At 57.2% G+C, this 14890-nt stretch carries 13 protein-coding genes; 5 read left to right on the forward strand and 8 right to left on the reverse strand.

Annotated elements, in window-relative coordinates; all coding sequences use genetic code 11:
- Nucleotides 1-41: 41 nt before the first annotated feature.
- Nucleotides 42-2072 (reverse strand): methyl-accepting chemotaxis protein, encoded by a 2031-nt coding sequence (locus HFK74_RS11595; protein ID WP_180203615.1) that lies wholly within the window; start codon nucleotides 2070-2072, stop codon nucleotides 42-44.
- A gap of 247 nt (nucleotides 2073-2319) precedes the next feature.
- Here HFK74_RS11595 and HFK74_RS11600 point away from each other — a divergent pair, with 247 nt between their 5' ends.
- The 5 genes from HFK74_RS11600 to acnB all read left to right on the forward strand — a co-directional run bounded on the left by HFK74_RS11600 (nucleotide 2320) and on the right by acnB (nucleotide 8947).
- Complete coding sequence (locus tag HFK74_RS11600) at nucleotides 2320-2820, forward strand: MarR family winged helix-turn-helix transcriptional regulator (RefSeq protein WP_257230295.1); 501 nt, start codon at nucleotides 2320-2322, stop codon at nucleotides 2818-2820.
- Nucleotides 2810-3994 (forward strand): HlyD family secretion protein, encoded by a 1185-nt coding sequence (locus HFK74_RS11605; RefSeq protein ID WP_180203616.1) that lies wholly within the window; start codon nucleotides 2810-2812, stop codon nucleotides 3992-3994. Before HFK74_RS11600 ends, HFK74_RS11605 begins: the two co-directional genes overlap by 11 nt.
- Complete coding sequence (locus HFK74_RS11610; RefSeq protein WP_257230296.1) at nucleotides 3987-5528, forward strand: DHA2 family efflux MFS transporter permease subunit; 1542 nt, start codon at nucleotides 3987-3989, stop codon at nucleotides 5526-5528. The genes HFK74_RS11605 and HFK74_RS11610 overlap by 8 nt, the downstream gene beginning before the upstream one ends.
- Before the next feature lie 82 nt (nucleotides 5529-5610).
- Entirely contained in the window at nucleotides 5611-6276 is a 666-nt protein-coding gene (locus tag HFK74_RS11615; protein WP_180203617.1) for a TetR/AcrR family transcriptional regulator, read from the forward strand.
- A gap of 70 nt (nucleotides 6277-6346) precedes the next feature.
- On the forward strand, nucleotides 6347-8947 hold the full coding sequence (gene acnB, locus HFK74_RS11620) for a bifunctional aconitate hydratase 2/2-methylisocitrate dehydratase (RefSeq protein ID WP_180203618.1): 2601 nt from the start codon (nucleotides 6347-6349) through the stop codon (nucleotides 8945-8947).
- A 90-nt stretch (nucleotides 8948-9037) separates the two neighbouring features.
- On the opposite strand, the gene HFK74_RS11625 is transcribed toward acnB, so the two are convergent.
- The 7 genes from HFK74_RS11625 to HFK74_RS11650 all read right to left on the reverse strand — a co-directional run bounded on the left by HFK74_RS11625 (nucleotide 9038) and on the right by HFK74_RS11650 (nucleotide 14883).
- Nucleotides 9038-9499 carry a hypothetical protein gene (locus HFK74_RS11625; RefSeq protein WP_180203619.1) on the reverse strand — a complete coding sequence of 154 codons (462 nt, stop codon included), beginning with the start codon at nucleotides 9497-9499 and terminating at the stop codon, nucleotides 9038-9040.
- A 493-nt stretch (nucleotides 9500-9992) separates the two neighbouring features.
- Nucleotides 9993-10190 carry a hypothetical protein gene (locus HFK74_RS33145; protein ID WP_257230297.1) on the reverse strand — a complete coding sequence of 66 codons (198 nt, stop codon included), beginning with the start codon at nucleotides 10188-10190 and terminating at the stop codon, nucleotides 9993-9995.
- Nucleotides 10190-10489 carry a hypothetical protein gene (locus HFK74_RS33150; protein WP_257230298.1) on the reverse strand — a complete coding sequence of 100 codons (300 nt, stop codon included), beginning with the start codon at nucleotides 10487-10489 and terminating at the stop codon, nucleotides 10190-10192. Before HFK74_RS33150 ends, HFK74_RS33145 begins: the two co-directional genes overlap by 1 nt.
- Nucleotides 10490-10564: 75 nt before the next feature.
- On the reverse strand, nucleotides 10565-10975 hold the full coding sequence (locus tag HFK74_RS11635; RefSeq protein ID WP_180203620.1) for an addiction module antidote protein: 411 nt from the start codon (nucleotides 10973-10975) through the stop codon (nucleotides 10565-10567).
- A 458-nt stretch (nucleotides 10976-11433) separates the two neighbouring features.
- Nucleotides 11434-12168: a site-specific integrase gene (locus HFK74_RS11640; RefSeq protein ID WP_180203621.1), complete on the reverse strand. Its 735-nt coding sequence runs from the start codon at nucleotides 12166-12168 to the stop codon at nucleotides 11434-11436.
- 652 nt (nucleotides 12169-12820) lie between these two features.
- Nucleotides 12821-14167 (reverse strand): ATP-binding protein, encoded by a 1347-nt coding sequence (locus HFK74_RS11645; RefSeq protein ID WP_180203724.1) that lies wholly within the window; start codon nucleotides 14165-14167, stop codon nucleotides 12821-12823.
- Nucleotides 14168-14175: 8 nt separating this feature from the next.
- Nucleotides 14176-14883, reverse strand: coding sequence for a response regulator (locus HFK74_RS11650; RefSeq protein WP_368738161.1), 708 nt, complete (start codon nucleotides 14881-14883; stop codon nucleotides 14176-14178).
- Between the last annotated feature and the right edge of the window lie 7 nt (nucleotides 14884-14890).

Consider the following 14890-nt stretch of genomic DNA (forward strand, 5'->3'; position numbering starts at 1 on the left):
ATGCAACGCACTGACTGGTTCAACCCGCGCATCAGTCTCCGTCAAACCCGGAAGGCACCGATCAGCTCCTTGAGTTGACCCACCAGCAGGGAAAGCTCGCGACTCGCCTGCTCTGTCTGGCAAGCACCGCCAGCCGTGCGATCACCGGCCTGGTTGATTTGCACGATATTGCGATCAATGTCTTGAGTGACTGCTGTTTGTTCTGACGCGGCTGCGGCGATCTGCTGGTTCTGGTCAACGATCGTGCCTACCGCGTTAAAGATGTTCTCCAAAGCCTGCTGCACCAGCGTGGATTGATTGGCCGTACTGCTGGCCATCCTGTGACTGGCATTCATCACTTTGACCGCAGCACTGACGCCATTGTGCAATTTGCTGATCGTTTGTTCGATTTCTTCGGTGGACACTTGTGTGCGCTTGGCCAGATTGCGCACCTCATCGGCAACAACGGCAAAGCCGCGCCCCTGTTCCCCGGCCCGGGCCGCCTCAATGGCGGCGTTGAGCGCCAGCAAATTAGTTTGCTCTGCAATTGCTTTGATCACATCAAGAACCTGGCTGATGCTACTGCTATCACTGGCCAGTTGATTGATTACCACCACGGACTGGTCAATTTCGCCGGCCAGTTGTTGAATACTTTCGACCTGGGACTCGACCAGAGTACGGCCAGAAATAACCTCTTTACTGACACCCTGCGCGCTGACCACTGCCGCAGTCGCATTGCGTGCCACCTCTTGAGCAGTGGCGGACAACTCATTCATTGCCGTTGCAATTTGCTCGATCTGCTGACGCTGGTCGGAGACAGCCTGACTGCTTTCATTGGAAACCAGCTCGACGCGATCTGCCTGCCCCTTCACTTTGACGACCGTCTGTCCCACGCGCTGAATCAATTGATTGATCTTGCCAATGGTTCCGTTGATAACCTTCCCCAACTCTCCCAGCTCATCCTGACTCTGGATCTTTACATTGGCCGTCATGTTGCCGGCCGCCACGTCGTCCATGACAAGACTGAAGCTTTTTAACGTGCTGCACATCGACACGTAAAAGCCGCCGTAAAGATAACCAATGAGAAGAAATACCAGCAGCAACGCGCTGACTAACAGGACCATTCGTTGTTGATCATCGGCCAGTCTCCGCTGAAGCTCCCCATCCAGGTAGGACAGCACCGCATCAGTGAACTGGCCGGTTTTCTCAATTTCGGCGCTCAATGAGTCATAAAATGCCGGCCATGCCACGTTGTCGGCAGACTCCTTTAACGATTCGCCGTCCAACAAGCCGCCACCGACTGTCAATGAGTCGCGACTGACAGCGGCCTTCGCCTGCAACGCCGTTTGGGCCTTGCTATTGCCAACCAGCGCACCCTCGATATGTTGTCCATATTCCGCCTGCAGCTTCTCCTGCTGCTGTAACGCAGCCTCCACCTTAGTAAGGGTGCCCGAGCTCCTGGAACCGCTGGCCAACAAATATGCACCTAACGCACGGACATCCCCCAAGCCAAGCGTGACGTCGTCGGCGCTGTCCACAATCAGGTTGATCAGTTTGCGTTCGCTCGGGTCGGGATCCAGTGAAATCCCTGTACCGGAAACTACCGACATCACCAGGATCTGGACGTTCGCCAGCTGCTGCTTGATCTCGTGCTGCTGCTTGACTTGCGTGGTATCAGCGCGTGCAGCGCGCAACCATTCCACCAAAGCATCACGCTTGGCATTGATGTCTTCGACTTGAGTGCCAGTCAGCGCTATGGCCTTGAGCTTTTGCAGGGCCTCAATCAGTTTCGAAGTCTGGCGGCCAATGCGATTGTTCAACTCTTCACTTTGATTGGCCAAGCCGACCTGGTTCTGGAGTCGAATGAGGTTCTCCAGGCTTTGCATGTCGTTACGGATATCAAGCGTCCCCTTGAGTAGCTCCAGCCCGGCTAACTCAGTCTTGGTCCCAACGAACTGAGCGTAGGCATCTCGTATCAGATAGGAATTGGTCGCCAGCATCGGCAAAAAAAACAGGATGCTGATGAGGCTGAATTTCATGCCAAAACTCAGACGGTTCATCAGCGATATAGCGGGATATAGGAGAGTTTTCACGGAACGCCTCTAATTATTATGGTTCTTGCCGTAGGCCGTGGCTTGCTGTTGATTTTGTGTTGAGTACGCAGTGCTGACGTTGATAACGCCACTCGGTTCACTCGACAAAAATCATTAGCATCATACATATGATTATGCTTGATACCCAGTAGCTTTTCCCAACATTTCCATTTTCATTCAATGGGCATGTCCCCTGAAAAATCACCACTGAAAAATAGATAGCGTGCATCTGATAAGGCAAACTATCATGAGCATGCTTATGTATTTTTCGGTGATTTTGATGACGACTCAACAGACGATCGGTTTTGTCTTGCACGACGTGGCGCGGTTGATGCGCAAGCGATTCGAACAGCGTGCCCGACAGGCAGGACTCACGCGATCTCAGTGGCAGGTGCTGTCCAAGCTTTCGCATAACGAAGGCATTCACCAGAAAGGTCTGGCCGATTTGCTGGAAATCGAGTCCATCACCTTGGTGCGATTGCTCGACAAAATGCAGGAACGCGGTTTGATAGAGCGTCGGCCTCACCCAACCGATCGGCGCATGAGCTTGCTGTTTCTGACTGAAGCGGCACATCCACTGCTGCAGCTGATGCGTCAGCTTGGCGAAAAAACGCGCCATGAAACGATGTCTGATTTCTCCGAGCAGGAGCACCAACTGCTGCAGCAGTTTCTAGTTCGCATGCGTGAGAACTTGATCGAAGCCTGCGCAAGGCCGGTTGAAGATGAGGAGCCCGTAAATGACCAGTAATGCCACTCGATTGCAGCCCGTCGAGGCTGAAAGGTCACCTTCCACACCGTCCGACTCCCAGCAGGCACAGCCGCAAGCCTTTGCTCAGCCAGCTCAGGACAGCGCTTTGCCACCCTCACGCCAGAGAGTGCGCCTCGGACTGTTTCTATTGTTGCCAGCGGTGCTTGCTGGCTCCGCCTGGCTGTATGTCACCGGGGGCCAAGTCATTAGCACCGATAATGCTTATATCCAGGCGGATCGCGTGGGTGTTTCCACCGACGTCGCCGGCATTGTCGAGTCGGTTGAGGTCACTGACAACCAGAGCGTAACCAAAGGTCAGGTGTTGTTCCGCTTACGCCCTGAACCCTTCGAAATTGCTTTGCAAAGTGCCAAGGCACAATTGGCCGATGTGCGTAACCAGATCATGAATCTCAAAGCCAGCTACGCCCAAGCACAGGCCGAGATCGCTCAGGCCCAGGCGGAAATCCCCTATTACCAGAAAAACCTGGCACGCTTGGAACAATTGGTCAGTGTCTCCGCCGTATCGAAGACCCTCTACGACGATGCCCATCACAATCTGGAAACCACGCAGCAGAAAGTTGCGGTAGCCAAGGCTCAGGCACAGACCATTCTGGCCCAACTCGGTGGACGCATTGATTCGCCGCTAGAGCTGCAACCCGCCTACCTCCAAGCCCAGGCGCGGATCGATGAGGCCGCGCGCAACCTGAAGAACGCGACAGTGACCGCTCCGTTCGACGGCATTGTCACCAATGTCGACTCGCTGTCTCCCGGAGCGTACCTGCAACCACCACAATCGGGTTTCAGCCTGGTCGCGAGCGATCGCCTGTGGGTCGCGGCATCGCCCAAAGAAACTGAGCTGACCCACATGCAGGAAGGCCAACCGGTGACCATCACGGTGGACAGCTACCCGGGGGTCATCTGGCATGGCCGAGTCGAGAGCATCAGCCCCGCTTCCGGGTCGAGCTTCGCCCTCTTGCCTGCACAGAACACCACGGGAAACTGGGTGAAAGTGGTGCAGCGAATCCCTGTTCGTATACATATCGATGACACGGCCGGCAAACCACCTTTGCGTCATGGCATGAGCGTCGAGGCCGATATCGATACCGGTCGTTCCCGCGGCCTGCCGGAGTTCATGGCCAACGCACTGGCCACCAAGAGCCCGCCTCATGAATGACAGTGGTACGGCCATGGCGCCCTCCACGCAACGGACGATGATTACCGTCTGCGTGGTCCTGGCGGTCATTATGCAGGCGCTGGACACCACCATCGCCAATGTCGCGTTGCCCTATATGCAAGGCAGCGTCTCGGCCAGTGCCGATCAAATCAATTGGGTGCTGACCTCCTATATCGTCGCCGCTGCAATCATGACACCGCCCTCGGCCTTCCTCGCCCGGCGCTTCGGGCGCAAGACCGTGCTGCTGTGGGCCATTATCGGTTTCGTCCTGGCGTCGATACTCTGCGGCATCGCCCAGTCACTGGGGGAAATCATCGCCTTTCGGTTGTTGCAAGGGCTTGCGGGTGCCGCATTGGTGCCGCTGTCCCAAGGCATCCTGCTGGATATTTATCCGCTCAAAGAGCGTGGGTCGGCCATGGCGCTGTTCGGTGTTTCGGTCATGGTCGGTCCGGTATTGGGGCCGATGCTGGGCGGCTGGCTCACCGAAAACCTGAGCTGGCGCTGGGTGTTTTTCATCAACCTGCCTATCGGCCTCCTGGCTTTGGCGGGGATCTTGCGCTATGTCGTCGAGACCCCGGCGGACAAGGGATCACGTCTGGACTGGCTGGGTTTTGGCTCGCTCAGCGTCACGATCATGGCCACCCAGTTATTCCTCGATCGAGGCGAGCAACTGGGCTGGTTTGCTTCCACGGAGATCGTGCTCGAAGCCGTGATAGCCCTGTCGGCCCTGTATATTTTTCTGGTTCACACCTTCACCGCCAAAGACCCTTTTATAAGCCTCGCTCTGTTCAAGGATCGAAACTTCAGCCTCAGCGTGGTGTTCATTTTCATTATTGGCATTACCTACCTGGCGTCGCTGGCGCTGATGACGCCCTACCTGCAAAACCTCATGGGTTATCCGGTGCTCAAGGCCGGCATGGCCATGGGTCCGCGTGGTTTGGGCACGATGGCAACGATGTACATCACGGGGCGGTTGATCGGTAAGGTCGACACCCGTTGGCTGCTGTTCTGCGGACTGGCATTGTCCGCAGGTTCCATGTGGCTGATGACAGGCTGGACACCGCAGGTGTCGATGCAAACCATCATCTATGTCGGTTTCATCCAGGGAGCGAGCCTGGGCCTGTTATTCGTACCCTTGTCCACCATTGCCTTCGCCACACTGCCCGCTTCGCTCCGAGCCGATGGCACCGGGCTCTACAGCCTGTCGCGCAACGTCGGTTCCAGTGTAGGGATTTCCATCGTCACCGTGCTGTTGGTGCAAAACACCCAGATCAACCACGAACTGATCGGCGCACATATCACAGGGTTCAATCGCCTGCTCCACGCCTGGCCACTCAACAATGTCCTCGACCCGGTAACGGTGAGCGGCCGCGCCATGCTCGACGGCATGATCAGCACTCAAGCCGTCTGGATTGCCTATCTGGACGATTTCAAGCTGCTGATGCTGCTTTCTCTGGCGGTCATGCCGCTGCTGTTGGTGATCAAGCCCCCCGAAGTGATCGCGCGTGATGATCACGGACCGGTGCTGGAATAACCAATCATACATATGATATATATGTAAATCGCAAATCACCCAAGGATCGAGTCCGCAAACTCACAAATTCTGGATCGCCATCATGCACCGAGCCTCTACCCAACTGTCTGCACCGCTTGATCTCGCCAAGAATCCGCAGGTGACAAAAATGGAAGATCTGAGCGTCACCCCCTGTTCTGAAACTCGGGATCGCCATCAGCAGATTCGTGATACTGCCTTGCATCTATTTGTCACTGAAGGCTATGGCAATGTCAGTTTGCGCCAATTGGCGGCGCCGCTCGGCCTTAGTGCAGGTTCGCTCTACAACCATCTGGAGAGTAAACAGTCGCTGCTGTTTGAGATGATCAACGATCACCTGCAAGACCTTCTGAAGAGTGTTGAACGTGAGGTGAGAAAGACCAAAGACGTGTTGGCGCAGCTTAGATCGTTCATTCGCATTCATATCAAGGTCCACATTCAGCACCAATCCCTATCGCTGTTGAGCAATCTGGAGTTGCGCAGCCTCGACGCCGCATCAAGGGCAGAAATCAAGCTGCTCCTCAAGCGCTACCGCAGCTGTTTAAGCAACATCATCAGTAACGGTATGCAGAGCGGAGTCTTTCGCTCACAGCACTTACCGACCGCTATCCAAACGGTGCTTGCCATGCTTTCGAGCGTGGCATTCTGGTTCGATGAAACCCTACCGTTGGGCTCTTCGCAGCTGACGACCCAACTCACTGCAATGGTTATAGGGGCGCTAAGTACTTAATTCATAGCCGTGTGCCGTTCACGACAGACACTCAACTTCTATTACACACACAAAAACCGGAGATCCTGCAGTGCTTGAAGCCTACAACCATCACGTGAAAAAACGCGCCGATGAAGGGCTTCCGCCCTTGGCACTTAACGCCGAACAAACGGCAGGCCTGGTCGAGCTGCTGAAAAATCCCCCGGCTGGCGAAGAAGCATTCCTCGTTGACCTGATCACCCATCGCGTTCCACCAGGCGTGGACGAAGCAGCCTATGTCAAGGCCGGCTTCCTGTCCGCCATCGCCAAGGGCGAAGCCACCTCCCCCCTGATCGACAAGAAACGCGCTGTTGAACTGCTCGGCACCATGCAGGGCGGCTACAACATCGTGACCCTGGTGAACCTGCTGGACGACGCCGAACTGGCGCCAGTAGCCGCCGAAGAACTCAAGCACACCCTGCTGATGTTCGATGCCTTCCACGACGTCGCGGAAAAAGCCAAGAACGGCAACGTTCATGCCAAAGGCGTGCTGCAATCCTGGGCTGACGCCGAGTGGTTCGTGAAGCGCCCGGTGCTGGCCGACAAGATCAGCCTGCGCGTGTTCAAGGTGACTGGCGAAACCAACACCGACGACCTGTCCCCTGCCCCTGATGCCTGGTCCCGCCCGGACATCCCGCTGCACGCCCTGGCCATGCTGAAAATGGCCCGCGACGGCATCGTGCCGGACGCACAAGGCGTCACCGGCCCGATGAAGCAGATCGAAGAAATGCGCAACGCCGGCTTCCCGATCGCCTACGTCGGCGACGTGGTCGGTACCGGTTCTTCGCGTAAATCGGCCACCAACTCGGTGCTGTGGTTCTTCGGCGACGACGTTCCCTACGTGCCGAACAAGCGTGCTGGCGGTTTCTGCTTCGGCAGCAAGATCGCCCCGATCTTCTACAACACCATGGAAGATGCTGGCGCACTGCCAATCGAATTCGACGTCTCCAACATGCACATGGGCGACGTGATCGACCTGTACCCGCATGCTGGCAAAGTCTGCAAGCACGGCACCGACGAAGTCCTGACCACCTTCGAAATGAAGACCCCGGTCCTGTTGGACGAAGTTCGTGCTGGCGGCCGTATCCCGCTGATCATCGGCCGTGGCCTGACCGAGAAGGCTCGCACCGAGCTGGGCCTGCCACCTTCGACCCTGTTCAAGAAGCCTGAAGCACCGGCTGAAAGCACCAAGGGTTTCACCCTGGCGCAGAAAATGGTCGGCAAGGCTTGCGGCGTGACCGGCGTTCGTCCGGGCACCTACTGCGAACCGAAGATGACCACCGTGGGTTCTCAGGACACCACCGGTCCTATGACCCGTGACGAACTGAAAGACCTGGCGTGCCTGGGCTTCTCGACCGATCTGGTAATGCAGTCCTTCTGCCACACCGCGGCTTATCCAAAACCAGTGGATGTCACGACCCATCACACCCTGCCAGATTTTATGCGCAACAGAGGTGGGGTCTCGCTCAAGCCGGGTGACGGCATCATCCACAGCTGGCTGAATCGCATGCTGCTGCCAGACACCGTCGGCACCGGTGGTGACTCGCACACCCGTTTCCCGATCGGTATTTCGTTCCCGGCCGGCTCCGGGTTAATCGCCTTCGCGGCAGCCACCGGCGTCATGCCGCTGGACATGCCGGAATCGGTCCTGGTGCGTTTCAAAGGCAAAATGCAACCGGGTATCACCCTGCGAGACCTGGTCCATGCCATTCCTTACTACGCAATCAAGGCTGGCCTGCTGACCGTAGAGAAGAAAGGCAAGATCAACGCTTTTTCGGGGCGCGTCCTCGAGATCGAAGGCCTGGATAACCTGACCGTCGAGCAAGCGTTCGAACTGTCTGACGCCTCGGCTGAACGTTCGGCTGCCGGTTGCACCATCAAGCTCCCGGAAAAAGCCATTGCTGAGTACCTGCGATCCAACATCACCCTGCTGCGCTGGATGATCGGCGAAGGCTACGGCGATGCCAGGGCCCTGGAACGTCGTGCTCAAGCGATGGAAGCTTGGCTGGCCAGCCCTGAGCTGCTGGAAGCCGATGCTGACGCCGAATACGCCGAAGTCATCGAGATCGACCTGGCCGACATCAAGGAGCCTGTGCTCTGCGCGCCGAACGACCCGGATGACGCCTGTCTGCTGTCCAGCGTTGTTGGCGAGAAGATTGACGAAGTGTTCATCGGTTCTTGCATGACCAACATCGGCCACTTTCGCGCCGCCGGTAAACTGCTGGATCAGGTCAAGGGTCAGCTGCCAACCCGTCTGTGGCTGTCGCCACCAACGAAAATGGACGCTCACCAACTGACCGGTGAAGGCTACTACGGCATTTACGATAAGGTTGGCGCTCGTATGGAAATGCCAGGCTGCTCGCTGTGCATGGGTAACCAGGCACGTGTAGCGCCGAACTCGACTGTGGTGTCGACATCGACCCGTAACTTCCCGAACCGTCTGGGTGACGGCGCGAACGTCTACCTGGCTTCGGCCGAGCTGGCGTCCGTGGCTTCCATCCTGGGGCGCCTGCCGACCGTCGAGGAGTACATGGAATACGCTGGCAAGATCGACAGCATGGCGGCCGACGTTTACCGCTACCTGTCCTTCGACCAGATCGCCGAGTTCCGTGAAGCTGCTGCGAACGCCAACATTCCGGTCGTTCAAGCCTAACGCTGCAACGCATTGAAAAACGCCGCCCATCGTGAGATGAGCGGCGTTTTTTATGCCTGACGGTTTGGCGACTCCTCTGTGAAGATATTTTCAGCCCAGATTGCCGCAGAAAATATCGTGACCGCCGTCGGCCGGGCTTCCTCGCACAACCAATGCATAACCACCGGAACGTAGCGTTTCATAGGCGACGGGAACGCTTTTGCGCAGATGGATACCGCGGCTGTCGAGTGCGCTCGATTCCGGCGAATAAAACTGCGAGCTCACACTCTGATTCAAATCATAAGCAGGCTTAGGCCCAAGGCTTGAACAGCTTCCCGTGTAAACGTATGTGTACAAACGCGCTGGAGAACCGCTGCCAAGCGGTACCCCACCAATGAATAACCTGATGTCTGTCTGATTGCCCATCGGCGCAAGGGTGGCCTGTGCCATATGCCCGGGGTTATATAGAGTGGCGGTTAGGGGAACGGAGGTAATCTGACTGTCTGATGTAGTTGCACATCCGGAGATCCATCCGACCGCTACCACCAACGCCATCGAAGATACGATGTTCATCGTAAACCTCTCGATTGTAAGGACGCGTTGACGTGATCCCCCTCGTAAATTCTAGACCTTCCAGGAAAGCGGGCGTCTCGTCGGATAGTCGGTCATAGTGTTTTTAGCGTTACAGGCAAGACTTATTTTGGGAGTGGCTAAGTTGGAGAGGTCGCGCCTATTTTTTTTTGCACGAATAGGCTGCTACCTGTTCTATGGGCGAACAACCCATATGGTCGACGACGATGACCAGCACGCTTAGTAACCATGATCGGCTGAGAGTTGCGCATTGTTGCGGGTGGCGACAGGCAACAATCGGCCAAAAGTTGTCAATGAAGGACTGTCTTATCAGCCTTTGGCCGGCCGCGGCTTGGCCGAGGCCTTCCTCGACGATGCAGCCACCTTCTGGTCGCATCGGGGAAGATCGCCAACACATACGAACTCTCCAGACGTTGACCTTCAGAGCCTCTTGGGAACCAGTTCGGCTTTACGCTTGCGTCCGATTTTCCGGGCGTCACGTGGCCTGTAGCCGATGCTTCCCTGGAAGCATAGAAGTATCCGAAACGAATGCTTTCGGGTCCATATGGAAGCGCTCGGCCAGGGCGAATGCCATTCTAGGGCTGATCGACCTATTGCCATTGAGCACCTTGGATACCACGAATTTGTCGCCAATTTCGGGCAGATCCGAGCCGGTCAGTTCCAGTGTCTCCATCAAGTCCTTGAGCAGTTGCACCGGTGTGATGGTGGCCTTGATCGCAGCGTTAAAGCTTTGAGCTGTTCGCCTTTCTTTTCGAAAGCCAGAATCGCGTCTTCAAGCTCGATAAGGATCCGCTCTTCATACTTGTTGAGTTCATGTCCGTCGGTCAGCTCATCAAGCAGTACAGTGGCCCGAGCGTAATCCTCTGGCCCCTCGATGCCGTTCACGAATTGACCGCGCAGCTGCTCCAGAAGCATTTGAAGACTTTCAAGCGCAGCGCGCACGCTCTGCGAATTTTCAAGAACAGCGGTCATGGTTTTGTTCCTCTTTTATTACTGGCGTACCACGCGGTGGCGGTATCGTAGTCAGCATGGCCGCTGGTTTGGCAGCTACCGTAATTTTGCTGCCGCCGTTTTTTTGGCAACACCCGCAGCGGGGTTGGTGAAATTTGGAGCCGACTGGTTTGCTGCAATAGGCTGCACGGTGAGTTCTACTCCGACTGCCATTAACAGCTTCTTGACAGTCTCAAAGCGAATTTTTGCACCACCTTTAAGAGGTTTATACAGACTCTCTCGATTAACCCCCGCTTCTTGGCCAACCTTGTTCAAGCCTCGGGCTTTGACGACCTCGGCGAGCGCTTTCATGAATATTTGCGGGTCTTGAGCCTTCATACTTTCAGCAAGATATGCGCTGATGCTTTCCGGGCTGTCGAGGAAGCACGAAGCTTCGTAGAGGCTGGTACCGGAAGTATCAAGGTCGAGGATCGACATGTCCTCTGGATTAAATTTCGATTCGTTCATCTCATTTACCTCTCAGGCGACAATCTCTTTTGTCCGCTTGATTCCTCTCTTGGTTGGATTTATCACTTCCTCAAAGCATTAGGTAAACAGCCTAGCCAGCGCGAAACTCTGTCACCCGGGTCGCCAAACCACGCATTTAGCTCACGCGGTCGCCTACCGGCTCGCAATCTCCCAAAAATGGCCTTTCCGGTCTCGGTTCAATCGCGATAGAACAGTCGTCTTCCCTGCCCCCCCTCACACCATCAAGCCAACGGTTTACATGGGGAGAGTTAAACATTTCGTCAGCGACCGATCCGGATCCATTACTAACACGGTAGGCCTACCATACTCTGCTCACCGAATAGGGCGGCTGCCGCTCGACAATCGGTGAAGCCTTACTGCCGAGATCGTCCAGGAGTCAGTGGCGGCAATGCCCCCATACCCTTCCCGCCAGGTCATCCCCTTTGGCGTCTGTGCGCTCAACGTACCCAATCGCCGAAGGGCGCATCAGCCTCAACATAGCGCAGCGCCGACTGCACGTCGCGCCAACCGACGTACTCCATCAACGCCTTGCTGCTCCACTGGTTGCGACTGGCCCAGGTGGCAAAACCGCGGCGCAGTGAATGCGCCGTATAACCCTCGCCAGTCACACCGCTGCGCAAAAACGCCAGACGCAAAATGCGCGAGAGACTGTTCGGGTTGACCGGTTCCTCCGCTAAGTGACCCCAGCGATCGATGGCGCGAAATACCGGCCCGTGGTTGATGCCACTGACCGCCAGCCAGTGCTGGTAGGCATCCACTGGGCAGAGCCGCTTCAGCGCCGGCAACACCAGTGTAAGACCGCGATGATCGCGGTCGGTCTTACTGCTGGCGAGGAAGATGTCCAACGCTTGTCCTTCCCGCAGCTGAATATGCTCGACACGCAGCCGGCACAGTTCGTCACCCCGCAGCGCGCGCCAAAAGCCCATCAGGATCAACGCTTGATCCCGCGCCGCGCGCAGCTGCACCGCCACCTGATCCGAGCTCAGTTGCTCCACCAAACCCTCCATACAAGCTTCCAACCTTTGTAACTGCAGCACTTCGGCCTGCTTGATCGGTTGCGGGTGCAGCGCCTGAATGCCGCGCAGCACATCACGCACCCGTGACGCCTTGGTCGGGTCATCGAAGCCGTACTGCTGGTGCCACTGCGCCAAAGCCGCCAGGTGCGTGCGCAAGGTGATAACCGGGCACCATAAGCCGCCAGGTAGCGCACGACGCTTTCACTGGAGGCCGGCAACACGCCGCCCCACTCCACTTCAAAGTGTTCAACCGCTTGTGCATAGCGGCGCTGCGTACTGTCGCGTCGCGCCGCTTGCAGGTACCGCTCGGCTGAATCGCTCATTCCACCTCCCGCATACCGCGATTTCGGGCCCTGGCACCGAAAAAGGCTTGTCACGTTCAAGAATTCAGCATTCTCGAACGCCAGTCTGTCCGAATTCCTGCCGCCCTAAAGGCAGGGCTACAGCTGTAATTCATACTCCGTAAACCAGTACGAAATCGTCACTAACGTAGCCATTTCGCCCAAGTCGCGAAACCATGGCGTAACGAATGACCACTGTGGCGCTCCCCCGCGACGCCGCTGCGCGTTAAGGCCCTGCGCAATACCCGAGAAACGCTGTACGGATGCAAAGTGGTCGAGGCCAGATGACCCTTGATAAAAAAACCAGCCGAAGCTGGTTCATTTATTACGAAAGTTTCAAAGGCTTTTATCAATAAATCTGAAAAACCCATGAAGCAGCCATGTCAAAAAAGATGCACAACTTATTGATTATAAAGATCATGAAGAATCATGTTTTTTGAAAGCCCACAGCCAAAGGCTAACGCTCGTTAGCCTTTGGCGCCGCGAGTACCGGGCAGTTCAACACGCGCCACCAGCCCTGCGCCGCCGCGATTGCGCAGGGTCAGTTCGCCGCCCTGTTCGCGAACGATCGCCCGCGCGGCGGACAGTCCCAGCCCCACCCCACCGGTGTCACGGTTGCGTGAGGTCTCCAGGCGGTAGAAAGGATCGAACACCTGTTCGAGGGCGGACTCGGGGATGCCGGGGCCCTCGTCACTGACTTCGATACAGACCCTTTGCCCGTCCCCCTTCAGCTCGATGCCTGGCTTGCGGCCATACTTCACGGCGTTTTCCAGCAGGTTGACGACCACGCGCTTGATCCCGAGCGGGCGGCCGTCGTACACCAGGTGGGCGGGACCTGTGAAGTGGACATCGATGTCCTGGTCGCGAAAATCGTCGACGATCGTTTGCAGCAATTCCGAAAGGTCGAATGCCGTGGCGTGCTCCCCGTGGCTTTCATCACGGAAAAACCCCAGCGCCGCGTTGATCATCGTCTGCATTTCTTCGATGTCGCGCACCATTTTGCGCTGCTGCTCCAGGTCTTCCATGAATTCGCTGCGCAGACGCATCCGCGTCAGGGGGGCGCGCAAGTCGTGGGAGATGGCCGCGAGCATCTGTGTGCGCTCACTGAGAAAGTGCCGGATCTGGGCCTGCATGGTGTTGAAGGCGATGATCGCCTGGCGTATCTCATCGGGGCCTTCGATCTTGATCGGCGGCGCGCGCAAGTCATCACCAAAGCGCCGTGCAGCGCTGGCAAAACGTTGCAGCGGGCTGGCCAGTTGCCGTGTGGCAATCCAGGCGACCAGCAGGGTGGCCACCAGCCCCAGGGCGATGATGATCGCGATCCGCACGCTTGAATCGAGCCCCCAGCTGCGTTCCGGGGGCGTGAACGACAGCCAGCTGCCATCGCGTAATTCAACGAGTGCCACGTAGTGCGCCCAGGGGCTTTCAACCGGCCAGTCGCTGGGGTTGAAGACTTGAATGTGGCGCGCAGCATCACCCAGCAATCGGTGCAGCGGCGAATGTTCGGGTCCCACCTGCGTACCGCCCGCAGGCAAATGGAAGTCGGACCGCTGGCCGTGCCAGACCACCTCGAGCATCGGATGGCTCGCGGCGGCGGCCAATGACGGGCGCATCGGCACAGGCGCCGCCTCGATCACCCGCACATTCGCAGCAATTTGCTCCAGCAGGCCGGTGCGCTCAATGGGCGGACGGCCCCAGGTGCCAGCAAGCTGCACGAACAATCCATTGAGGATCAGCGAAGCGAGCATCGCCGCGACGATGGTCAGCGCAATCCGGGACCTGAGGGTATCGCGCGGGACTATTCGAGCGACCATGCGACGGATCACGAACGGGTCACCTTGGCGCAGAACATGTACCCGCCGTTTCGCACGGTGCGAATCAGATCCGGGCGCTTGCTGTCCGGCTCGATCTTGCGTCGCAGTCGACTGACCTGCACATCGATGCTGCGATCATAGGCATCGTGGCCCTGGCCACGCGCCAGGTCGATCAGCTGTTCGCGGGTGAGAATGCGCTGTGGATGCTCGAGAAACACCCGCAGCAAATCGAACTCGCCGGCGGACAACGGAATCATCACACCCTCGGGCGAACGCAATTCGCGACAGGTGATGTCCAGGTGCCAATCGGCGAAGCTGATGACCGGACGTGTGGGCTCGTGCCCCGGGCTTTTCTCGCCGGCGCGACGCTGCACGGCACGCAGCCTGGCGAGCAGCTCCCGAGGGTCGAAAGGCTTTGTCAGGTAATCGTCGGCGCCCAGTTCCAGGCCGACAATGCGGTCGCTCAGCTCACCCATCGCGGTCAACATGACGATCGCGATATCCGTCTGCGCCCGCAGTTTCTGGCAGAGGCTCAGGCCACCTTCGCCGGGCAGCATCAGGTCAAGGATGATGATGTCCGGGCGGTTTTTTTCGATCATCGCCCACATGGCCTCACCATGGGTGGCCAGGTCCACCTCGTAGGCATGCTGAACAAAGAACTGCTTCAGCAGGGACAGGATTTCCACATCGTCGTCGACGATCAGCAGTCTGCTCACGTTAAGG

This window comes from Pseudomonas sp. SbOxS1 (genome assembly GCF_013416725.1).
GTDB lineage: Bacteria > Pseudomonadota > Gammaproteobacteria > Pseudomonadales > Pseudomonadaceae > Aquipseudomonas.

Bases quoted from the DNA above. Each gene is read 5' to 3' on its own strand.
- HFK74_RS11600 (WP_257230295.1), top strand. From the start codon at position 2,320: ATGAGCATGCTTATGTATTTTTCGGTGATTTTGATGACGACTCAACAG.
- HFK74_RS33145 (WP_257230297.1), bottom strand. From the start codon at position 10,190: ATGGAGACACTGGAACTGACCGGCTCGGATCTGCCCGAAATTGGCGAC.
- HFK74_RS11615 (WP_180203617.1), top strand. From the start codon at position 5,611: ATGCACCGAGCCTCTACCCAACTGTCTGCACCGCTTGATCTCGCCAAG.
- HFK74_RS11625 (WP_180203619.1), bottom strand. From the start codon at position 9,499: ATGAACATCGTATCTTCGATGGCGTTGGTGGTAGCGGTCGGATGGATC.
- HFK74_RS11605 (WP_180203616.1), top strand. From the start codon at position 2,810: ATGACCAGTAATGCCACTCGATTGCAGCCCGTCGAGGCTGAAAGGTCA.
- HFK74_RS33150 (WP_257230298.1), bottom strand. From the start codon at position 10,489: ATGACCGCTGTTCTTGAAAATTCGCAGAGCGTGCGCGCTGCGCTTGAA.
- HFK74_RS11610 (WP_257230296.1), top strand. From the start codon at position 3,987: ATGAATGACAGTGGTACGGCCATGGCGCCCTCCACGCAACGGACGATG.
- HFK74_RS11645 (WP_180203724.1), bottom strand. From the start codon at position 14,167: ATGGTCGCTCGAATAGTCCCGCGCGATACCCTCAGGTCCCGGATTGCG.
- HFK74_RS11635 (WP_180203620.1), bottom strand. From the start codon at position 10,975: ATGAACGAATCGAAATTTAATCCAGAGGACATGTCGATCCTCGACCTT.